Source organism: Ruegeria sp. HKCCD6604 (genome assembly GCF_013110635.1).
Lineage (GTDB): Bacteria > Pseudomonadota > Alphaproteobacteria > Rhodobacterales > Rhodobacteraceae > Ruegeria.
This window is the reverse complement of sequence record NZ_WVQW01000002.1, coordinates 18,958-37,560: the sequence shown is the minus strand read 5'-3', so window position 1 is coordinate 37,560 and position 18,603 is coordinate 18,958. Positions and strand designations below refer to the sequence as shown.

Genomic DNA, 18,603 nt, shown 5'->3' with positions numbered 1-18,603 from the left:
GGGATTTCCTTTCATTTTTGTGACTAGTGACGGGTCAACGCTTAGAACCCCAGATTGGTTCCGGATCATTTTGGTGGAACCTTTGGCGAACGCCCGCGTTGGGTCGATGAAAGGAGATCTGACATGACACAGAAAACGGCGAAGAAGGCCCCTCAGGACACTCCGCATGTGGAGATGGCGGCGCGGATCGACGAAGTGGCCAAGGAGGCAAAATCAGCGTTGGAAGATGGCGTAACCGCAACGCGTGACGCGTTGAAGACGGCGCGCGACGAGGCGCAAAAGCAGCTGACACAAACATCCGAGAAAAGTGCTGCATTCGTGCGCGAGAACCCGGGGTTGGCAATGGTCGGAGCGTTGGGCGTAGGTGTCCTGCTGGGCCTCGCGTTGCGCAAGGCGGACCGCGGTTAGAACACGCGGTACACCGCGACCGATATGGGCTTCGAGTACGTTTTGCCGGCCATGCTCGGCTTGGGTTTGGCCGGTCTACTCATCTGGTTTTTCATCAGGAATCGCTGACAGCGCTATTCGTCACTGCCATGCCAACCAACCCGCCATCCCAAAGACCCAAAGCGCCTCAACCGCGCTTTGGATCTTCTTCTATTTCGGGTTTGATCTGGGCATAGGCCAGCATCGTGAAGACAGCGGTTCCGCCGATGATGTTGCCGGCCAGAACGGGCAGGAAAAAGCTGAAAACGGCTGCGCCTGGTGGCAACTGCCCCTGAAGCATCAGAACCGCCATTTCCACCGATCCGGCAACGACGTGGGTAAAGTCACCGGCCGCAATCATCCAAGTGAAGATTACGATGACCAGCACCTCGTTGTTCTGTGCCGAAGGCAGCATCCAAACGATCGCCGCAATCAGGATCCCCGCCGGTATTCCGCGCAGAAAGCCAACCCAGGCGCCCATGCCGGTGGCGTGGTGGCTCAGGTCGTTGATGACCGCGACGAGTTGGGGCGACAACACCGGCGTATGGATCAGGAAGGCAGATATCGCAAACGCCCCCAGCACATTGGCACCCAGAACGATTGCCCACAGCCTCGCGGTTTTGGTGAAGCACGCGACGGACGGATTTATCATGGCCGGAACGACGGTCGTAATCGTGTTCTCGGTGAATAGCTGCATCCGCCCCAGGATGACCAAGACAAAGCCGAGGGAATAACCCAGGTTCTCGATCAGAAAGCGCCCGCTGGTTTCGGGCAGATGTGCCCGCAAGATCGCTTCGCCCAGCACCGAAAAGCTGATCAGCACTCCAGCGGCAATCCCGGACCAGAACAACGCTTTGGTCGGGCGGTCCAGTTCCTCCTCACCGTTTTGGCGGATGGTCTCGAATATCAGGCGCGGAGACAGCCCGGACGCTTCTTCGACCGCTTCGCGCTCACTCTCTTTCTCGACAAGATCGTCTCGCGGCGCGTTGTGTGTATTGGACATTTTGACCCCTTGTATCGACCTTCAAACCCAACGTTCTGCCGGTCGTTTTGGTTCCATCAGGCGCAAAAAATCCTCAAGCCTCGTGCGAGAACTGGGATCACACCCAGATCTTTGTCGGGAACTTTTAGCCACCTATCGCGTTGTGTCCTTGTAGGAACAACGACAAGTAATTCGAAAGGAACTTCGGTATGGTGGAAGTATATGGCATTGGCGGTCTGATCGTCCTGGTTTTGTCGATCTGGGCCATTATTTCGATCATCGGCTCGTCTGCGACGACCGGTGCAAAAATCCTGTGGGTCCTTTTCGTTCTGTTGCTTCCGGTCATTGGCTTCATCTGCTGGCTGATCTTTGGCCCGAAGGCAGCGCGCAGCGCGATCTGATCAGCGCGGAAATTGTCGGTATAAAAAAGCGCGGCATCGGCCGCGCTTTTTTTGAGTCAATTGTATAGATGGTGAAATGGGCCTTGTGCCAGTTCACCCAGGATCAGCGCCGATCTTCAAGCCGTTCCCACTGAAATCAATGGCTGCGATCTTGCGGGTAAGATCTGCGGCAGTAAAAGGCCGTATCAGTGCCGCACATTCAAATTGCGCTTGCACCTCGGGGGACGGGTCCAACAGCAACAGTGCACTGCCGCGCTCGGCCAACAGCCGCGCGACGGCGTCAAATGACGTCTCACTTCTGCGATAGCTCAGAACGCTCAAGGCCGGGGCGAATTCGGGGTCCTGCCAGAAATGCCCACCCGCGTGCAGCTCGCGGATATGGACAATGCGATCGGTCGAAACTCCGGGGATGGCGTCACTGATGTCCGCTGCTTCGATAAAGTTTTCCGTAACAATCAAAACATCTGCTACGCTGCGGGAAGAGGCTTCCATAAATACCATCCTAAAATCTGTTCGATGCCACCGTAGGGCAATCCCGCAGCGCCGCAATAAACTATGACACAGCAACGAAAAATTTCTCTGATCGCATGTGCGGACTGTCCGCTGAGGCAGATGGACGTCTTCCTGCCGTTTTCGGAAGACGACCTGCGATTCATGCAGGGTTTCAAAACCGGCGAGATGCAGGCCGAACCCGGAACACAACTGTTCATCGAGGGCGCGAAATCCGCGCATCTGTTCACGGTCCTGAGCGGGATGGGCGTTCGCTACAAAACGCTGGAAAACGGTCGTAGGCAGGTCATAGGCTTTGTGCTTCCAGGCGATCTCGTCGGGCTGCAGGCTGGCGTCATGGGCGAGATGCGGCACTCGGTCGAAGCGACAACCACGATGCGGCTGTGCGTTTTCAATCGCTCGCGGCTGTTCGAGTTATATCAGAACCAGCCTGATCGCGCCTTTGACCTGACATTCCTGGCCGCCGTCGAAGAGCATTTTCTGGGCGACGCCCTGACAACCGTCGGCCAGCGCGGCGCGATCGAGAAGATCGCGTGGAGCCTGCACCGCTTCTACACAAGGTCGCAGGCTGTCGGATTGGCCAAAGGCTTGCAGTGTCCGCTGCCCTACCGGCAGCAGGATCTTGCGGATGCGTTGGGCTTGTCGCTGGTTCACACGAACAAGACCCTGCGCCGGCTGAAGGATCTCGGTCTGGCCGAGTGGTCCAACAATGTGCTGCAGATTAACGATCTTGAGGGTCTAGCCGAGCTTGGCTTGGTCGAAATTACCGAAGCCGTTCCGCGCCCGCTGATCTAAACGTGGCGGATGGACAGGAATTAAAGAACCGCCGACCGAAAAATCGGCCGGCGGCTTGATCACATGCTTTGCGACTGAGGAGCCGTTTTATGACCCTTCGTAGGCCGGCATATCCTTCAGCATCTCCTTGTCAGCGTGAACGAAGGCATAGGTGTTGTCACCATTGACTTCACGCATCAGCGACACGCGCGAGAAATCGATCAGAACATCCTTTTCCCCCAAGCCGAGGAACCCGCCAACGCCGATCACGGCCCCATCGACCGATCCGCCCATGTCGACGACGACCTCTTCGATCTCGCCGATCCACTCTTGCGAGACGTCATAGACGCGCATGCCGGTCAGATCTTCGGCCGGGATGGTGCCTTGGGCAACGGGGACATAACCCTCGATGTCGATGGTGGTTGGGTCAACCACATCGGCCATCTGTCCGGCTTTTTCGCTGATGTACTGACCGGTTGCTTCGGCTGCCTGGTCGACGTCTTCCGCCGTGTTCTGCGCAGCGTTCTTGATGTCCTGCGCGGTATTCGACAGCGCATCACCGGCTGCCTCGGCTGCCTCTTCCAGGTTCTTGCCGACTTCTTCGACATTCGAGCTTTCTGCATAGGCCGATGCCGACATCACCAGAACGATCGAAGTTGTGGTCAGAAAACGTTTCATAGCTCACTCCTTTGGTCTGTTCTGACCGCATTTCCCGCGGTCTTGTTGAACAAACGAATGACGGCCCGACTTGTTCCCAAAAAATTTCGGAAATATTTGTTTTAAAATAATAAAACCGCGCAACTGCGCGGTTTGAAAAGCCGTGTCCAGACCTTCAGACCGGGTGCAGCGGGTCGGAAGACCTGGATAGAACCATGTAGTGTTCGTCGTCGGGAATATTGCGTAACTCAGCGAACGGAACACTCAGGATATCGGGTCGCCCGTCGATCAGAAGAAACCGCAGTGCCTTGGTGTCAGGGTCGAACTCAATCTCTTTGAATCTGCCCAACTCACCAGTCACGTCAAACACTGGGTTGCCCTGCAACTTCGTAAACCATCGGAAGTTGCTACCGGGTGGCGTGGGTTGCGGGCGTTGGCGGAGAGCGTCATTCAGGACCGCCCCCATCACAACCGGCGCAATCGCGTTGCCGAACGGCCCTACGACCAGGGGCGGCAGGCCTTCAATGTCCACTGCAAGGGGATCTTCGCCTCCTTCGCGTTGTCGAAGATGATTCACTTGGTGTTGGGATAACGCGCACACTACCTCGCTTGCACCAAGTTCGAGCGTATCGGCGGTGAAAGCCACCGGGTCATTCCCTCCGGCCACGCTCAAATTGACCAAGACGTACTCCAACTCGGTCTGCCCAGCGCGAATGGCGATATCGGAAATGCGACCAATTGCGTGGTCGGTTCCAGCTGGGACAACGGGCGTGTTGATGAGGGAAGACAGTTTCATGGCGCTCGTGATTACCTGTTGGGGTCGATCTTGGGAGTATGTGGGGCGCCATTGACTTGATGCCGCCCCGCGCGATGTGCGCATCCACCTTCGGGCTACATGTCCTTGATCAGGCGATCCACGATTTCCCGAACGTCTTCTTTCGAATCTCCGTATTTTTTTTGGATGATGCCTTCCAGTTGCTCGCGATCGCCGCGGGCTTGCTCGATCTCATCATCGGTCAAATCGCCGAAACGCTCGATCAGCTTGCCTTTGAATTCGGTCCAGCGTCCAAGAATTTGGTCCCAGTTCATCGTAATTTCCTTTCGATTGCTTCTTCGCTGTCGATGAAACGCGCCAAACGCGAGCTGGTTCCGGGCGCCGGCGATATTTCTGCGTTGGCCCCGGAAAAAAAGTGGGTCGGGCAGTTATCGAACTGTGTCCTCAGTGGCGTTCGAACTGGTCTTGGGAACAATCTCGCCGGCCATGCGTTGGAGGACCGAGACCTCAACACAGGAGATCGAACCATGCCACGTCGAACCGAGACCACGGAGAAAGCAAAAGCCCATGCCCAGGATCTGGCCGGCAAGGTCAAGGACACCGTGACCGCCGAAGCCTCGGCCCGGGCCGAATCACTGAAGGACAGCGCAGCGCAGGAGGTTGAGAGCGCCGCTCATGCAGCCGAAGCAGCTGCCGATGCATTTCCCGACCAATCGGTGCAGCATCAGGTCTTGTCGAGGATTGCGGACAACATGGAAGCTGTGGCTGGGCAAGTCCGCTCTGCCGACTTGGCCAGTATGAGCCGAAAGGTGTCTGATTTCGCCCGCGAAAACCCTCTATTGTTCGTCGGATCGGCTGCCCTGGCCGGGTTTGCCGCGGCCCGTTTCCTGAGCGCGCGCAATACGGGCGCGGCCCAATCCGCATCGTTTGGGGCAGATCCTTGGGACATTGATCCATCGCTGCTGCATGGGACCTCGGTCGATACCTCGGGCCACACCAGCGCGTTGGCGCGAATGAATGGTGGCCGCGATGCATAACCCCAACGATCTGCGATCTGCACCGGGGCTTTTGGCAAACGCGCTCAAACATCTGTCGGGTTTGCTTCAGGCTGAGGTAAAGCTTGCCAAGGAGGAGTTGTCCCGAAACCTGACGCGAGCGGGCTTAGGGCTGGCCTGCCTTGGCATTGCTCTGATCCTTTTGATGATCGCACTGAACCTCATGGCGACATCCCTGGTCGCATATATCGCCGCCAATGGTTTTTCGGTGGGTATGGCCTCGTTGCTCGTTAGCGCGGGCTTGGCACTGGTTGCTGGGTGCCTGGCGCTTTTTGGCCGGTCCCGCCTGTCCGCTACCGCGCTGGTCCCCGAGCAAGCCATGAAAAACCTGCAGCGCGACATCGAAGCGATGAAGGAGTCGACCCATGTCTGACCTGACACCTCTTGAAACGCAGATCGCATACGAACGCAGCGCTCTTGCACGCTCGCTGAATGCTCTGTCGGATACGCTGGCACCGCCGCGCCTGGCAGACGAGGCGAAATCGACGCTCGAAGCCTATGGCGGGCAGATCGGTGCGCAACTCTGGTCCGCGGCTCAAAAAAACCCGGCCGCCTTTGCTCTGCTCGGTGCAGGAGCAGCCCTTTTGGTTGCGGGTCCCGGGTCTGGCGCAAAAAGAACTCAATCCCCGCCCCAGGCCGTACCTCCGCAGCAGGCCTTCGACGGGTTCGACCGGCGTGTTGCCGACGCTGATAGCCGCATGAAACAGGAGATGACCGGAATGACTGAACACAGCCAATCTGCCAGCGTGCTGTCCGCCGCCTTGGATCGTGGTCTGGACAAGCTCTCACCCCAGGCCCGTGCCCGTGTGATCGAAGCGCGCAAGGCCGCAATCGGTGCGCAGCAAGCGGTCGAGAAGCGTGCGCGGAAGGCGGCGAAGGCCTCGCAGACCTTCGTCCATGATCAGCCTCTGGCGGCCGGAGCATTGGCGCTGGGCGTAGGTATTCTGGCTGGCGCTCTGCTGCCCAACACTCGCAAGGAGGACAAGCTGCTGGGCCATCGGCGCGATCAGCTGATGCGTCACGCCCAAAAGGTTTTCAACGAAGAACTGGACAAGCTGCATGCCGCGGCCAATGCACGGCTGGATGACGCGGCTGATCGGGCCTCTGACGCTTTGCGCAGTCAGTGAAGCGCGCCCATGCCAACTGTCTTCAGCTCTCCATCGGCCTTGCGTGCAATGCTGGCGATCCTGACCGGGATCGCCATCATCACCGCTTTGTACCTGGCCCGGTCCATCGTCGCTCCGATCACCTTTGCGTTGGTTTTGGGGGTCGTGGTCGCCCCGCTTGCCGACAAGCTTGAGAAGGTCGGTTGCCCACGTGTGATATCCGCCTCGGCACTGTTGTTCGTGACCAGCACCGTCATTGTCGCGGCGTTCCTTCTGCTCGAACCATTGCTGTCCACGCTGGTCGAACAGTTGCCTGCCATCAAACGCGAGTTGCGCTCTTGGGTCGCCGCGATGTCCGAATTCATTCGGGGTATCGAAACGCTTGGACGCGAGATCGAGGAAACCGTCGGGGCCGATGGGGCAGCGGAAACGGAATCCGCCCTTCCGTCGGTGATGGATGCCTTGTGGCTGGCGCCCAACTTCGGATCAAAGATCCTGATTTTCATCGGCACGCTGTTCTTTTTCGTTTTGACCCGGCCCGAGCTCTATGCCGCAGCCGGTCCCCTGAAAGAGCGGCTGTATCTGGCTGACCGTGCGGTCTATCGCTATTTCGCTGCCGTGACGTTGGTCAATATCGGCCTCGGGACGGTAACGGCTGTGGCCTTGGGGCTGATCGGCATCAATGACGCCGTGGTCTGGGGGGTGGCCGCCGGCCTTCTGAATTTTGTGCTGTATCTCGGCCCGCTGATGATCCTGACCGGCCTTCTGATCGCCGGTTTAACCCAGTTCGGTGGAGCCGCGGCCCTGTTGCCCCCCCTGGTTTTCCTGGCGATCAATCTTTCTGAAGCACAATTCGTAACACCCGCCTTCGTCGGCCAACGTCTGCAGGTGAACCCGTTGGTCGTGTTCATCGCCATCATCTTTGGGCTTTGGCTGTGGGGGCCGGTCGGCGCCATCGTCGCACTCCCGATCCTGCTGTGGTTCGGCGTGTTGATGAACCCCAAGGTCATGAGCCCGGTCGCGCCCACCTAAACGATGTTTTCAGTTACCCCCGGAAGCGGTTGCCGCATGTCGCGCGCAACGTCTGCGTCATGCGGGACCAGGAAGCCGCTGCGCGCTTCGGGGCACCGCACGCCGTTGGCCTGTACCTCTCGCCCCCACCACGCGAACATGGCATCGGGCTCGATCGGTTTGCTCAGATCATCCGAGAACCACCAATGGTCCACCAGGGCCTGCCGCAGAACCGCGACCCTCTGCCGGTCGGTGACCCGAAGGGCGACTTCTGTGTCCCACCGCAAAGACCGTCCGTTCAGGTTGGCGGACCCGACCAAAGCATGATGGTCATCCAACACCAGAACTTTGTTGTGAACGTGAATGATCGGAGAGCCGCTCAGAACTTCAGCGCTGGCATCGGCCCCACTGGCCGAAATCGGTTGGACCGGGGTCGACACCGAAACCCGGTCTTGGAACCCCTGCTGAATGATCTCCAGGCATTTGGCCTGCAGGTCCAACCCGTATTGCGCGTCCAATCCGTCATGGCCGCCAAAGGCCACTTCCTCGGGCAAGGCTGGTAAAACAAGTACCAGTTTCAGATCCTGCTTGGAATGGCCCGCCTCAGCCAAGGCCTCGGCCAGCCGGGTTGATCTGAAATACTGGGTCTCGATGTGCAGAAGTTGCCGCGCGGCTTGAAAGGCGGCTATGTGCTCATCCTCGATCTCATGCGCGATGGTCTTTGGCGACAGCCGCCAGAATGCAAACCGGCGCGGGCTGGACAGGGTGCGGCGCAGGTGGGTTGCCTGTGGGGCCGTTTGTCCGGTTGCGATTTCATGTTCGAACCGGTCGATATGGCGCGCGGCCTCGGCGGCCTCGGGTCCGCGGACCAGCAATTGAACGTCTGACCAGGTGTTTTTGGCCAGACGATCGTGATCCGGTGTGTCAAAGCGCCTTTCGTTCAAGTCCAATCCGCCGAGGTAGCAGATCTCATTGTCGATCACGGCGACTTTCTGATGGTGCGACACGGTGTGAAGCCGGGGTAACGTGTCCGACCCCAGCCGTACTGCCTGCCGTTCGCGTCGTTCGCGGGACAGCTCCTGAATCCGCTGCGCCTTTTTCCGAAGAACCGCCGGCAACAGCGCGGCCCACGGCAATGCGCCAGCCTGTGCCGGGTGCATGGACACGCGAACGGTCAAGCGCGAGGCGATTTCTGGACCCAGGATTTCCGCCAGCGCAACCGCCTGCCGTTTCGTGCGCCAGCTCAGCTCGTGCAACTCGGTCGCGAAGATCGGATCGAAATCGCTGATGACCAATTGAAACGAGACACCCTTGCGGATGACATGCTCGATCAGGTCAAACCAGGTATCGCCGATCTGGCGCGCCTCGTCGCTGCGCAGCCGTGTCATGAAATCGAATATCCGAAAACTTGCCTTGATCTGGTGCCGGGCCTCAAGAACCGCTTTTTCCAAGGCGGGCCAGGCTTGCGCGGCCGTAATCAGGACCTCAAAGTCATTCTGCTGCGGCACGGGCATCACCGCCTCTCTCATCCGCAATGGTCTGAGGTTCGCTATCGCCTTCTACTTCGGAGATTTCGAAGGTCACCTCATACACATAATGCGATGACGTCTCGGTTATGGTTTCGGAACCGTCCAATTGGCGGAGGAAGGCCTGCATCAGCCGTTGACCGATCCCGCCGCTGTGGAACAGATCCGCACCGTCGTCCGACTGCCCGCGCGTGTTGGAGATTTTCAGGTGCAGGGTGCTCTCGTCGGGTCGGGTCAATTCCACCGAAATTGTCGGCGGTCCGTCCTGCGGAACGCCTACGTATTTGACCGCGTTCGTCAGTGCCTCGGCCACCAGCATCGACAGCGTGACGGCCTGATCCTGCCCCAGTTCGACAGGCGCGATCCGGCAGTCAACCTCGACCACCTGACCCAGAATTGGCGGTCGATGCGCCAGTTCGGCGACCAAATGCCCGATCAGAGCCTCGGTGTTGATCGTCGTCATCTGCGAGTTCTGGTTCAGGGTCTGGTGCACCATGGCCAAGCCGCGAACCCGACGCTGCAACTGTTCCAGCAAGCGCCGGGCCTCGGGGGTTTCGGCCTTGCGCAAATGCATGTTCATGATCGAAGCGATCAGTTGCAGGTTGTTTTTGACGCGATGGTGCACCTCGCGCAACAGCAGCGTTTTTTCGACAAGGTCGCGTTCGTGCTGCGCCTCAGCCTCGCGGATCACCAAGACCATGCGGTTGAATGCAGTCTGTATTTGCTGAAACTCCTGCGGGGCGCCTGCGAGGCTTTCAATTGGGTCGCGCTCGCCCAACGCGAAACGACGCACGGCCGAACGCAAGCTGTCGAGATGCCGGATCACCAATCGATGCAGGCCCCACAGGGCAACTCCCAGTCCGGTCACCCACATCAGGATGGGAAACGCAATCGTCAGGGCCGTGCTGCCTGCACCGACAGAGGCCAGCGCCGCCTCGCGTGGCCAACTGCCAATCACGGCAACTTCGCCCGGAATGATGGTGGCAACTGCAAAAACCCGATCCTCGCCGCCGACCGTCTTGGCGGAAAAGGTCTTGCCGGAACTGGACAGAACCAACAGATTTTCCTGCGCGGGCGGCAGGAATTTCTGGACCTCATCCAAGCCCACATTTGACGACAGCACTTCTCCGGTCGCGTCGAACAGGGCGATGACGACGTCGCTTCCAATGTTGCCAACATCCAAGGGCGTCCGAGCCAGCGCATGCGGTATCGAGATGGAAACGAACCCCACAAGCTCGGTCCGGTTCAGGACCGGCTGGGTCACGATGATCACTGATTGCCCTGTCGCCGCCCCGGCACGACTGACAGAAAAAGTAAGCTGCGGATTTTCCGAGATCTGCCCGAAACCGGGCGCGTCCGACAAATCGATGTCCTTCTCGACGGTTGAGCAAGCCATGACACCGTTCGCCTGGATAAACCCGGCAAATACAAACTCGGGCTGGCGTTCGACGAACCGGCGCATAAGGTCCGAGCAAGCGGCTTTGTCCATACCTCCAGCCGAAAGCGCGGCGGTAAGTCCCGAACTGGCACCAACAGCTTTCTGCAGAAGCTCCCGTTCCCGGGTGGCAGCTTCGATGGTGCGCGCCAAAACCGAGGCCCGAGATCTTTCGTCGGCCTCGGTAATCACAGCGCGTGTCTGCAATACCGCAATCAGCCCCAAAGGCAAAAGCGCCAAGGTGACCAGCGCGGCAAGATAGACGGTTAGGCTGCGCGGTTTCGCATCCATCGATCGTCAGGCCGCCGGTTGCGTCTGAACGATCGCCGCCGTCACCGCATCGGTCAATTCGATGGGTTCGTCATCTTCCAAATCCATCAGCTCGGCCAGTTGCGCGCGGGCACGGTTCACCCGGCTTTTGATCGTTCCAAGAGCGACGCCGCACATCTCGGCTGCTTCCTCATAGGAAAACCCTTGTGCACCGACCAGCACCAAGGCTTCGCGCTGTTCATCCGTCAGTTGGCCAAATGCAACAGCAAAATCCTTTAACGCCAACCGTCCGTCATGGTCGGGCTTTTGCGACAGGCTTTCGGCCATCGCGCCATCCACATCCTCGACCTCACGTTTGCGCTTGCGGTGCAGCGAAAAATAGGTGTTCCGAACGATGGTGAACAACCACGCCCGCATGTTGGTGCCTTCCTGAAACGAGTCGATATTGCTCCATGCCTTGATCAATGCGTCCTGCACGATGTCATCGGCCGTGGCCCCGTTTCGGCACAAGCTGATCGCAAAGGCACGCATCGCGCCAATATGTTCGACAAGCTCTTCTCGCGGATCAACCATCCGAGCCTCCCGTGTCACCGCTTTTGGGAACACTGGTCTGATTGCGCAGTTTCTCAAGAAGATCGACGAACCGATCCGGAACCGGTTCGTTGGCTACCTCATCGAAAGCCCGCTTGAGGTTTTCGTCGATCCTTTGCTCTATTTCTTGCCGATGGCTTCGGCTGGGCTGTGGTTTTGTCATGGCATCATCAAAAATTTTTTACTTTTGCTGGAACCATAACGCCCCAGTATGCGTTTGGTTCCCGAGTTTAGAGAAAAAAATGAGGAAAACATAGATGACCGAGCTGACCGGAGTTTCCGTCGCAGATCAAATTGGCCCGCTCTTGCCGTTTCTGCGCCGTTATGCCCGTGCCCTCACCGGCTCACAGGACAGTGGCGACGCCTACGCCGCAGCATCGCTTGAAGCGATCCTTGCAGATCCCGCCCAGTTCGATGCCGATCTCGCGCCGCGGGTCGCGCTGTTTCGTGTGTTTCACAGCATCTGGTCAACATCGGGAATGCCTGTTGACGCAGATGGCCACAGCTCTGACATCCAAACGCGCGCCCACGCCCAGCTGGCACGCCTTACGCCGAACACGCGCGAGGCCTTGCTGCTGCGCACGGTCGAAGAGTTCTCGGTCAGCGATATCGCCGCAATCATGCAGATAGAACCCGCCGAGGCTCAGAAGCTGATCGATATCGCCTACGAGGAAATGGCCCGCCACACTTCTGGGCGCATTTTGATCATCGAAGACGAGGCAATCATCGCGATGGATCTTGAAACTATGGTGACCGACCTGGGCCACCGGGTCACAGGGGTCGCACGCACCGAGACGGCCGCCATCGAACTGGCCGAGCGCGAGCCGTTCGACCTGATCCTGTCGGACATCCAACTGGCGGACAAATCCAGTGGAATCGATGCAGTGAACCGCATCATTGCCCAGCACGGCGATTGTCCCGTCATTTTCATTACCGCATTCCCCGAGCGCCTTCTGACGGGCAAAGGGCCCGAACCGGCCTTTTTGATTTCCAAACCCTACACCGAAGAACAGGTCAAATCGGCCGTCAGCCAGGCCATGTTCTTTGCCTCTAGCGCCGTGATCGAGGTCTGACGCGGCAGGGCCGCGCTGCAAGACACGAAAACTCAGGCGATTAGACACGACGAGGAACCCCATGGAAAACGAGATTGCACAGACCGCAGAGACCGTGACGAACACCGTTTGGGCCGAACTGTCGCAAGTTCTGAATGCCGAGCTGTATGACGGGAAATCGCTGAGCGACCTGTTGACGCTCGAGGCCCTTCTTGGCCTCGTCGCGAACACGATTGCCGCGCTGATCCTTCTGGTTCTCGGGCTTGTGATTTCAAGATATGTCAGCCGGAAGATCCGGGGCGTCGGTGAAAAATCGGAACGCCTGGACGATACGTTGTTCAACTTTCTTGGCAATCTGGCGCGCTATACGATCCTGGCGTTTACCGGGCTGTTCATTCTGAACACGTTCGGGGTGCAGACGACGTCGATCATTGCGCTGATCGGTGCCGCCGGTTTGGCCATTGGTCTTGCGTTGCAAGGCACATTGTCCAACGTTGCAGCCGGCGTGATGATCATCCTGTTCAGGCCGCTCAAGATCGGCGATTTCGTCGACGTGAATGGCGTGCTCGGAACCGTTAAAGACATCACTCTGAACTACACCGAAATTGCCGATATGGGAAACGTCAAGGTTATCGTTCCCAACGCCGAGGTGTGGGGAAACACCATCAAGAACTATTCCGTTTACGAGACCCGTCGTGCCGAGTGGACGTTCGGCGTTGGATACGGCGTCAACTTGGCGGAGGCCGAGCGCGTCATTCGCGAGACGATCATGTCGGACGCCCGTTCGTTGGCTGACCCCGAACCGTTCATCCAGGTGAACAATCTTGGCAGCAGCAGCGTCGATTTTCTTGTCCGCGTGTGGTGCAAGTCTTCGGACTACTTCCAATACCAGGCGGACATGAAGCGCAAAGTCAAAGAGGCGTTGGACGAAGCGGATATCAATATTCCGTTTCCGACCCGCACTCTGTTGATTGAAGGCGAAAAGACTCAGCGAGAAAAAGCGATCGCGGCAGAGTAACCTTGACTGTTGACCCCAGGTGCCTGAAGCCAGCACTCTTCAGGCAAAATTAGGGGTTTGAGCAACGGAGGTGCGGTCATCGGGCTGAGTCGCTAAAATGATTGCCGCGACTGAAACGCCAAAATGAGTTGGCCTGATCCTCCCCCAATGAAGTGGTCCGCCATTATGCTTGGGAAAACCGAAGATCAGCATGGCAACGAAGAGACACAAGCCAGAGGAGATTGTCACGAATAGTAATCCTTGGGCTAGAACCTGAGCGGCAGTACCTGTCTTGGTAGGCCCAGAGCTGGTCAATATGATCCTAATCAGTCTTTTCACGCTCAGACTCCGGCTGGCTCGAAGCTCAAACATGCAATTAAGTCCACTTGGCATCCCAGGGCAGGCAAACGGTCGTGCCAACCTTCTTACCTATCTCGATGCCTGTCTGGTCGAAGCGACGCATGAACTCAGCGCCCGACTCGTCTTGTCTCCGTTGCAAAGTGACAGTTTCCTCTGAATCCGAAATGCTCACTATGGCACGATGAACGTCCTCTTTTAGATTGGGGGGCCAGCCGTTTTCGGTCGAAATTGGGTTCCCGTGCTTGTCAAAGAACTCGCCCTGAGTGACGACGACTTTGAACTGGTTTCCTGCGTCCTTTTCCAGTTTTTCCACCCTGCTACGAACACTCATTTTGAAGCCTCCAAAGCTGCTATTCGTTTCTCTAGTTCCGTCGTTTCCAGAACCCGCCTGTATTGCTCAATAAGCCCCATGACCGTCGCTCCCTCCAAAGGTGTCACGTCACCCTGAGAAACGGCTTGTAGCACCGCTTGTGCGACTTCTGAGGCGTCGGAAGCGGATTTGATGGGGGGAAGGTCGAAATTGACCGGTGCGTCCTTTCTGGTGGGTGCTATCCGCTCTAGACAAAGCCGCAGGGCCGTGCTGTCACCCTCAAGCGCCAACTCAACCGCTTTTTGCGTGATTGCCTCCGATTGCCCCTCAAGCAGTTCCTCTACTGCCCGAGTGACCCGGTTTCGGGTTCCTCTGGGCTTGCCGGGATTGCCAGTCGCAAAAGTGCCATCCGGGTTTCGTTCGTCCGTATTGGTTCCGTTTTTTCGGTCGGGTTCATCCGTCATTACTTATGCCTCGTTTGTTGGACTGTTGGTCCAGAAGGTGTCTGTTTCCCCCAGACCCCCTGGTAGATTAAGGATGTCTTAAAAACTGCGACGGGGACTTGCCGAAATCGGGCGTTTTCGTCGCAAATATTGATACGGCCCGTCGCATTTATTGCGTCGCCTCCGTCATTCTCGTCGCAAAATCTACGACGGTCTCGTCGCAGTTTTTAAGACAGGGTTTTGTTTTTCCGCCCTTGCCAGTCGGATTGTGAACTGGAGCTTTTACGACCGGGAAATCTGCCCCTTCAGACCACTGCTTGTATAATCTGCGACCTGCCTCCCCGTGTGCGGTCGGCAGCGAAATTTCGGTCAGTTCAAACAGCGGAGATGATGCGACGCCACTGGTGCCGAGTTTGGGCGGACGCGTCACGGCGATGAAGCTCTTCGCCTGTAATTCACGAAACCCTTTGGCGGCTGTGTTGTACGACACGCCTAACCGTTCAGCGGCTTGTCTGACGCTCAAGCAAATCCTGCCGTTGTTATTGTTGGCCGCTCCGTGCCATTCCAGCCTAAGCCATGGATACAAGGCCTGCGCGGTGGAAGAGAGAGCCCGCCAAGCGGGCTCCTCCATCATGTTGCGAACAAGCTTGGTCCAATGCTCGACGCGCTTTTCGTTTCTCTTGTCGCGCCCCATCTAAGCAACCTCCGCCTTGCTAAGCGCGTCTATGAATTCCGGTAGCAACTCCGCCTTGAAAGCGACGCCTTGCTTGCCCGGTAGCATCTCTCCGTCTTTTGAGGTGAAGAACACGCGGATATTGATGAGGTCATGCCCCTGAAAGTCATTCCGGCTGACACGGTATTCCTCGTGGCTGTTCTTGGGGATCTGGGTGATGAGAGCCATTAGCGGCCCTCCCCGTAGTACAGCGTTGCGACGATGCGTGCAGCAGAGTCCGAGAGGCCATGCTTGCGACGAAGTGTGGATCTGAAGTTCGCGGGTTTTCATGCCGCTAACTCCTGACCGCCAATACGGGTCACGCTGTCCAAAAGGTTGTAAACACCAAACCGGCTGCGTCCGTCCTTTGGGTCCTTGTCGAACCATACCGTCTCAATGTTTAGGCTCTGCTCTTCTCGTAGGCCCATGACGAAGTGGCTCAAACTGCAGGGTGATGCGCAGTGAACCGGGCCGTCAATCAACGAATCCAGCATGCGGCGCTTTTCTTACTTACCCAGATGTTGCGGGTTTCACTTGACTCATCGGTTACCCGGTATTCAGCCGGTTCGGTGTCTGGCGATAGGTCACGCCATGCGGTAACCCACAATGCGTTTCTTACGAGTAGTTCGGGTGTTTTGGTATTCATGCTCAATTCCTCAAGCTTGCGCTTTAGGTCAGAACACGTTACATTTCTTGCAGTCATAGCCACCGACTTACAAACGAAATGCCGCGTGCCCATGTTTGACCCATGGTGCGCGGGTTTCGTTTTAAGCAGCGACCTCTTTTGATTTCTCGTCAAACCAGCGGTCTAACTCGTTGTATTCCAAACGAGTTGCGCCACCGATTTTGACAAACTTAAGAGCCCCCGTCTTCATCTCTGCATACAGTGTTGCGCGGGACATGCCGGTGTAGGCAACTGCGCCAATGATATCCGTGGCGCGCGGCCTAACGGTGATTTGAGTAGTGCTATCCATCCTGCTCACCTCTGTGTTGCTTCGATGCACACAGGGTGTCAGGCTCTATTCGCGCCGAAAATACCGCCGAATTCGCGCCAATCGCGCCGTTTACTAATATGGATAGATTTTCGCGCGATTTACCCGCGTTTGGACTTTACTCCCGGCCTAGAGCCATCATCGGGCTTGTAGGCATCCCACAATTGGCGCTCTTTGTCCCTAGTGATACCATGAGCCTTTCGCCATTCTTCACGTTGTTTCTGAGTTGGTTTTCGACCAGGGAAGCTATCAAGAAATGTGTTGTAAGCTGCGTCTCTTTCAGCAGTGGTTGCGAACCGCTTGGCGGGCTTAGGAGATAGGTTCTTGAGTGCAACTCGGATCCTGTCTGCCTCAATGTCCGATACGATAATCTGCTGCCCTTCAAAGGGTTCCAACTTCTGTGCAAAATCTAGGGAAATTTGGTGCCCTGTCAGATTGGCCGTATCAAGGCGAAATAGAATAGCGACACCAACAAACAACTCAGGTTCCATGCCTTTTGCCGCGTCTCGAATCTTGGCGAGTGAGACCACACCGGAGCCTGCATCAATGAACGCAAACTCCATCCGTTCGCCCCATTGGATCATGCTTAACAAGTCTAGAGAAACCTGTACCGGCTGTTCACCGGGACTGTAAATCGCCACCGATCCAACTTGACCAATCTGGTTGGCGAAATCATCCCAACTGACGTTAGCACTGCGGTATTTTGAGGCAATCTCATAGAGAGACACATATCCGATTGGGTTAAACATTTTGCCGCCCCTCAAGCTCAATCACATCCGCGCTTTCCTGCGTCACTAACTCGGCCCATTTATCCAGCGCCACGGCGCGCTCCGCCAGCAATTCGGCCTGATTGTAAACACGGGCAACAGCACTGGCCTTTGATGCAGTGGCCGCGTGGTTCAACACCCGGTCAACCACAGATTCAGGTATCCCACGTTCGGCCATGTGCGTTGCAAATGCCGTCCTGAAATCGTGTAGCCGCCACGGCTCAAACTCATCGCCAAGCAATTCATCAAGCCGGGTTTTCATTTTGCTCCACCCAGATATTGGGGTGCGGCCCGTTGTGGTGAATAGGAAGTCTGATGCGGCAGGGGTCTTACCGGATTTTTTGCTTTTCTTGGCCTCTGCCTTAGCTTGCTCTTGGCGAGCTAGGACCTTTTCAATCTCAGCCATTGCCGGGGCCGATAAGTGGGTGATGTGTCCTCGGTCGTTCTTTTCCTGCGAAATGGCCTTCCTGAACCGCGACTTTGCAAGTTCCAGTTCACTTTTGCGCAGGTTATTGATTGAGGTGCGGCGCTGAACAGTCAGCAATAGAAGGCGAACAGGTGACCCCCAAAGGTCGCCAAGCTCATAGGTCAATTTCCATATTGCCCGTATCTCATCTAGGCTAAGCACTCGATCCCTGATTTGCTCTTTGGTGGCGCGTTCCAACCGGTCACCTACATCCTCGCTCAGATACTCCCGACGCCACGCCCAGCGCGTGAAGTGTTTCAAAGCCGCCCTTATCCGGTTCGCCATGAACATCTTGCCCTCTTTGGCCTTATCATCAATCGGCTTTTGAAGGCTGGCACGAGTCAGGTCGCCGATAGGCTGGGCAAGGTGTTTGCGCAATGCGTCCTCAAGCTGGCGCTTTCTCTCACCCTGACGTTTAAGGGTGGAAAGGTGCAGTTCGTCATATACGTCCAAAACGTCTTGAAGGGTTTGGGCCGTTGCGGCGGCGCGCTCCTGATCTCTGCGGGCTTGCTGGGCTTCAAGCACTCGGTCAATCCCACGTGCGGCCTCAGCCTCTATTTCTAGGGCAAGTGCCCGCGCCTCCCCCAGCCCAATCGCTCCATCCTCCCGCTTTCCGGTAGATGACCATGTGCAGTAAGTGCCAAAAGTGTGCTTGCGCTTCGCGCCGCCCTTGACGCGCTTTTCGTACATCCAGACCGCACGGGCAGGGTAAACCCTCAACCGCAGACCGGAGCGTTTCGTGTCGGATATCTCATCCCGCCCAACAGACGGGGGTTTGAGCTTCATCAGGAATGCGTTGGTAAGCTCTTTCTTCACGAAATGGCCTCTGGGGGACTTATGGGGGACAAATTTAGTTGGATTCCGCTGGACGGCCACGGACTATTGTAGACGCCACTTACCTGGTGGGCAATAAGGATTTCGTCGGAAATGCAAGTAAAATATAGCATATTTTGGACACCCTCAGACGATTTTGGACAAGTGTAGA

The 18,603-nt window shown here is 57.2% G+C and carries 25 protein-coding genes; 9 read left to right on the top strand and 16 right to left on the bottom strand.

The features are described from left to right. Window positions 1–123: 123 nt before the first annotated feature. Complete coding sequence (locus tag GS614_RS08250; RefSeq protein WP_171616516.1) at window positions 124–408, top strand: DUF883 family protein; 285 nt, start codon at window positions 124–126, stop codon at window positions 406–408. Window positions 409–574: 166 nt separating this feature from the next. Here the strand turns inward: GS614_RS08250 and GS614_RS08245 are convergent, their stop codons facing one another. Then, window positions 575–1,429, bottom strand: a complete 855-nt coding sequence (locus GS614_RS08245) for a formate/nitrite transporter family protein (RefSeq protein ID WP_171616519.1) — start codon at window positions 1,427–1,429, stop codon at window positions 575–577. A 188-nt stretch (window positions 1,430–1,617) separates the two neighbouring features. On the opposite strand from GS614_RS08245, the gene GS614_RS08240 reads away from it, so the two are divergent. After that, a complete protein-coding gene (locus GS614_RS08240) occupies window positions 1,618–1,809 on the top strand; it encodes a PLD nuclease N-terminal domain-containing protein (RefSeq protein WP_093961670.1) in 192 nt (63 codons plus the stop codon). A 93-nt stretch (window positions 1,810–1,902) separates the two neighbouring features. On the opposite strand, the gene GS614_RS08235 is transcribed toward GS614_RS08240, so the two are convergent. Beyond that, window positions 1,903–2,301 (bottom strand): hypothetical protein, encoded by a 399-nt coding sequence (locus tag GS614_RS08235; protein WP_171616521.1) that lies wholly within the window; start codon window positions 2,299–2,301, stop codon window positions 1,903–1,905. Window positions 2,302–2,364: 63 nt separating this feature from the next. Here GS614_RS08235 and GS614_RS08230 point away from each other — a divergent pair, with 63 nt between their 5' ends. Continuing rightward, on the top strand, window positions 2,365–3,114 hold the full coding sequence (locus tag GS614_RS08230) for a Crp/Fnr family transcriptional regulator (protein WP_171725989.1): 750 nt from the start codon (window positions 2,365–2,367) through the stop codon (window positions 3,112–3,114). Between the two features lie 87 nt (window positions 3,115–3,201). On the opposite strand, the gene GS614_RS08225 is transcribed toward GS614_RS08230, so the two are convergent. The 3 genes from GS614_RS08225 to GS614_RS08215 form a co-directional block, all read right to left on the bottom strand. Next, window positions 3,202–3,771 carry a PRC-barrel domain-containing protein gene (locus GS614_RS08225; protein ID WP_171725988.1) on the bottom strand — a complete coding sequence of 190 codons (570 nt, stop codon included), beginning with the start codon at window positions 3,769–3,771 and terminating at the stop codon, window positions 3,202–3,204. Window positions 3,772–3,925: 154 nt separating this feature from the next. After that, window positions 3,926–4,546: a PRC-barrel domain-containing protein gene (locus tag GS614_RS08220; protein WP_171725987.1), complete on the bottom strand. Its 621-nt coding sequence runs from the start codon at window positions 4,544–4,546 to the stop codon at window positions 3,926–3,928. A gap of 95 nt (window positions 4,547–4,641) precedes the next feature. Continuing rightward, window positions 4,642–4,839, bottom strand: a complete 198-nt coding sequence (locus GS614_RS08215; RefSeq protein ID WP_171116905.1) for a CsbD family protein — start codon at window positions 4,837–4,839, stop codon at window positions 4,642–4,644. A 213-nt stretch (window positions 4,840–5,052) separates the two neighbouring features. On the opposite strand from GS614_RS08215, the gene GS614_RS08210 reads away from it, so the two are divergent. Genes GS614_RS08210 through GS614_RS08195 form a run of 4 tightly spaced genes read left to right on the top strand, consistent with a single transcriptional unit; the run spans window position 5,053 to window position 7,718 of the window. Then, window positions 5,053–5,562: a hypothetical protein gene (locus tag GS614_RS08210; protein WP_171725986.1), complete on the top strand. Its 510-nt coding sequence runs from the start codon at window positions 5,053–5,055 to the stop codon at window positions 5,560–5,562. After that, on the top strand, window positions 5,555–5,953 hold the full coding sequence (locus GS614_RS08205) for a phage holin family protein (protein WP_171725985.1): 399 nt from the start codon (window positions 5,555–5,557) through the stop codon (window positions 5,951–5,953). The genes GS614_RS08210 and GS614_RS08205 overlap by 8 nt, the downstream gene beginning before the upstream one ends. After that, entirely contained in the window at window positions 5,946–6,707 is a 762-nt protein-coding gene (locus tag GS614_RS08200) for a DUF883 family protein (protein ID WP_171725984.1), read from the top strand. The genes GS614_RS08205 and GS614_RS08200 overlap by 8 nt, the downstream gene beginning before the upstream one ends. Before the next feature lie 9 nt (window positions 6,708–6,716). Beyond that, complete coding sequence (locus GS614_RS08195) at window positions 6,717–7,718, top strand: AI-2E family transporter (protein WP_171725983.1); 1,002 nt, start codon at window positions 6,717–6,719, stop codon at window positions 7,716–7,718. Here the strand turns inward: GS614_RS08195 and GS614_RS08190 are convergent. From GS614_RS08190 to GS614_RS08175, 4 genes are read right to left on the bottom strand one after another with little or no spacing between them, the layout of a single operon-like run. Then, a complete protein-coding gene (locus GS614_RS08190; RefSeq protein ID WP_171725982.1) occupies window positions 7,715–9,211 on the bottom strand; it encodes a phospholipase D family protein in 1,497 nt (498 codons plus the stop codon). The genes GS614_RS08195 and GS614_RS08190 overlap by 4 nt on opposite strands. Next, window positions 9,189–10,949, bottom strand: coding sequence for a sensor histidine kinase (locus tag GS614_RS08185; protein WP_171725981.1), 1,761 nt, complete (start codon window positions 10,947–10,949; stop codon window positions 9,189–9,191). Before GS614_RS08185 ends, GS614_RS08190 begins: the two co-directional genes overlap by 23 nt. A 6-nt stretch (window positions 10,950–10,955) precedes the next feature. Then, window positions 10,956–11,501, bottom strand: a complete 546-nt coding sequence (locus tag GS614_RS08180; protein ID WP_171206435.1) for an RNA polymerase sigma factor — start codon at window positions 11,499–11,501, stop codon at window positions 10,956–10,958. Continuing rightward, window positions 11,494–11,682: a NepR family anti-sigma factor gene (locus GS614_RS08175; RefSeq protein ID WP_170452416.1), complete on the bottom strand. Its 189-nt coding sequence runs from the start codon at window positions 11,680–11,682 to the stop codon at window positions 11,494–11,496. Before GS614_RS08175 ends, GS614_RS08180 begins: the two co-directional genes overlap by 8 nt. A gap of 94 nt (window positions 11,683–11,776) precedes the next feature. Here GS614_RS08175 and GS614_RS08170 point away from each other — a divergent pair, with 94 nt between their 5' ends. After that, complete coding sequence (locus GS614_RS08170; protein WP_171116889.1) at window positions 11,777–12,592, top strand: response regulator; 816 nt, start codon at window positions 11,777–11,779, stop codon at window positions 12,590–12,592. 61 nt (window positions 12,593–12,653) lie between these two features. Then, complete coding sequence (locus tag GS614_RS08165) at window positions 12,654–13,589, top strand: mechanosensitive ion channel family protein (protein WP_171725980.1); 936 nt, start codon at window positions 12,654–12,656, stop codon at window positions 13,587–13,589. A 355-nt stretch (window positions 13,590–13,944) separates the two neighbouring features. On the opposite strand, the gene GS614_RS08160 is transcribed toward GS614_RS08165, so the two are convergent. From GS614_RS08160 to GS614_RS22430, 7 genes are all read right to left on the bottom strand, one after another. Beyond that, window positions 13,945–14,259 (bottom strand): hypothetical protein, encoded by a 315-nt coding sequence (locus GS614_RS08160; RefSeq protein WP_171725979.1) that lies wholly within the window; start codon window positions 14,257–14,259, stop codon window positions 13,945–13,947. Further along, window positions 14,256–14,702: a DUF5681 domain-containing protein gene (locus GS614_RS08155; protein WP_171725978.1), complete on the bottom strand. Its 447-nt coding sequence runs from the start codon at window positions 14,700–14,702 to the stop codon at window positions 14,256–14,258. Before GS614_RS08155 ends, GS614_RS08160 begins: the two co-directional genes overlap by 4 nt. Window positions 14,703–14,850: 148 nt before the next feature. Next, on the bottom strand, window positions 14,851–15,375 hold the full coding sequence (locus GS614_RS08150) for a hypothetical protein (protein WP_171725977.1): 525 nt from the start codon (window positions 15,373–15,375) through the stop codon (window positions 14,851–14,853). Then, window positions 15,376–15,582, bottom strand: a complete 207-nt coding sequence (locus GS614_RS08145) for a transcriptional coactivator p15/PC4 family protein (RefSeq protein WP_171116879.1) — start codon at window positions 15,580–15,582, stop codon at window positions 15,376–15,378. Window positions 15,583–16,160: 578 nt separating this feature from the next. After that, window positions 16,161–16,367 (bottom strand): helix-turn-helix domain-containing protein, encoded by a 207-nt coding sequence (locus GS614_RS08140; protein WP_171725976.1) that lies wholly within the window; start codon window positions 16,365–16,367, stop codon window positions 16,161–16,163. 119 nt (window positions 16,368–16,486) lie between these two features. Next, window positions 16,487–17,134, bottom strand: coding sequence for a hypothetical protein (locus GS614_RS08135; RefSeq protein ID WP_171725975.1), 648 nt, complete (start codon window positions 17,132–17,134; stop codon window positions 16,487–16,489). After that, a complete protein-coding gene (locus GS614_RS22430) occupies window positions 17,127–18,434 on the bottom strand; it encodes an integrase family protein (protein WP_171725974.1) in 1,308 nt (435 codons plus the stop codon). The genes GS614_RS08135 and GS614_RS22430 overlap by 8 nt, the downstream gene beginning before the upstream one ends. Between the last annotated feature and the right edge of the window lie 169 nt (window positions 18,435–18,603).

Bases quoted from the DNA above. Each gene is read 5' to 3' on its own strand.
- GS614_RS08185 (WP_171725981.1), bottom strand. From the start codon at position 10,949: ATGGATGCGAAACCGCGCAGCCTAACCGTCTATCTTGCCGCGCTGGTC.
- GS614_RS08180 (WP_171206435.1), bottom strand. From the start codon at position 11,501: ATGGTTGATCCGCGAGAAGAGCTTGTCGAACATATTGGCGCGATGCGT.
- GS614_RS08220 (WP_171725987.1), bottom strand. From the start codon at position 4,546: ATGAAACTGTCTTCCCTCATCAACACGCCCGTTGTCCCAGCTGGAACC.
- GS614_RS08150 (WP_171725977.1), bottom strand. From the start codon at position 15,375: ATGGGGCGCGACAAGAGAAACGAAAAGCGCGTCGAGCATTGGACCAAG.
- GS614_RS08200 (WP_171725984.1), top strand. From the start codon at position 5,946: ATGTCTGACCTGACACCTCTTGAAACGCAGATCGCATACGAACGCAGC.
- GS614_RS08235 (WP_171616521.1), bottom strand. From the start codon at position 2,301: ATGGAAGCCTCTTCCCGCAGCGTAGCAGATGTTTTGATTGTTACGGAA.
- GS614_RS08250 (WP_171616516.1), top strand. From the start codon at position 124: ATGACACAGAAAACGGCGAAGAAGGCCCCTCAGGACACTCCGCATGTG.
- GS614_RS08155 (WP_171725978.1), bottom strand. From the start codon at position 14,702: ATGACGGATGAACCCGACCGAAAAAACGGAACCAATACGGACGAACGA.
- GS614_RS08245 (WP_171616519.1), bottom strand. From the start codon at position 1,429: ATGTCCAATACACACAACGCGCCGCGAGACGATCTTGTCGAGAAAGAG.
- GS614_RS08190 (WP_171725982.1), bottom strand. From the start codon at position 9,211: ATGCCCGTGCCGCAGCAGAATGACTTTGAGGTCCTGATTACGGCCGCG.
- GS614_RS08175 (WP_170452416.1), bottom strand. From the start codon at position 11,682: ATGACAAAACCACAGCCCAGCCGAAGCCATCGGCAAGAAATAGAGCAA.
- GS614_RS08160 (WP_171725979.1), bottom strand. From the start codon at position 14,259: ATGAGTGTTCGTAGCAGGGTGGAAAAACTGGAAAAGGACGCAGGAAAC.
- GS614_RS08205 (WP_171725985.1), top strand. From the start codon at position 5,555: ATGCATAACCCCAACGATCTGCGATCTGCACCGGGGCTTTTGGCAAAC.
- GS614_RS08240 (WP_093961670.1), top strand. From the start codon at position 1,618: ATGGTGGAAGTATATGGCATTGGCGGTCTGATCGTCCTGGTTTTGTCG.
- GS614_RS08195 (WP_171725983.1), top strand. From the start codon at position 6,717: ATGCCAACTGTCTTCAGCTCTCCATCGGCCTTGCGTGCAATGCTGGCG.
- GS614_RS08170 (WP_171116889.1), top strand. From the start codon at position 11,777: ATGACCGAGCTGACCGGAGTTTCCGTCGCAGATCAAATTGGCCCGCTC.
- GS614_RS08225 (WP_171725988.1), bottom strand. From the start codon at position 3,771: ATGAAACGTTTTCTGACCACAACTTCGATCGTTCTGGTGATGTCGGCA.
- GS614_RS08140 (WP_171725976.1), bottom strand. From the start codon at position 16,367: ATGGATAGCACTACTCAAATCACCGTTAGGCCGCGCGCCACGGATATC.
- GS614_RS08145 (WP_171116879.1), bottom strand. From the start codon at position 15,582: ATGGCTCTCATCACCCAGATCCCCAAGAACAGCCACGAGGAATACCGT.
- GS614_RS08135 (WP_171725975.1), bottom strand. From the start codon at position 17,134: ATGTTTAACCCAATCGGATATGTGTCTCTCTATGAGATTGCCTCAAAA.
- GS614_RS08230 (WP_171725989.1), top strand. From the start codon at position 2,365: ATGACACAGCAACGAAAAATTTCTCTGATCGCATGTGCGGACTGTCCG.
- GS614_RS08210 (WP_171725986.1), top strand. From the start codon at position 5,053: ATGCCACGTCGAACCGAGACCACGGAGAAAGCAAAAGCCCATGCCCAG.
- GS614_RS08165 (WP_171725980.1), top strand. From the start codon at position 12,654: ATGGAAAACGAGATTGCACAGACCGCAGAGACCGTGACGAACACCGTT.
- GS614_RS08215 (WP_171116905.1), bottom strand. From the start codon at position 4,839: ATGAACTGGGACCAAATTCTTGGACGCTGGACCGAATTCAAAGGCAAG.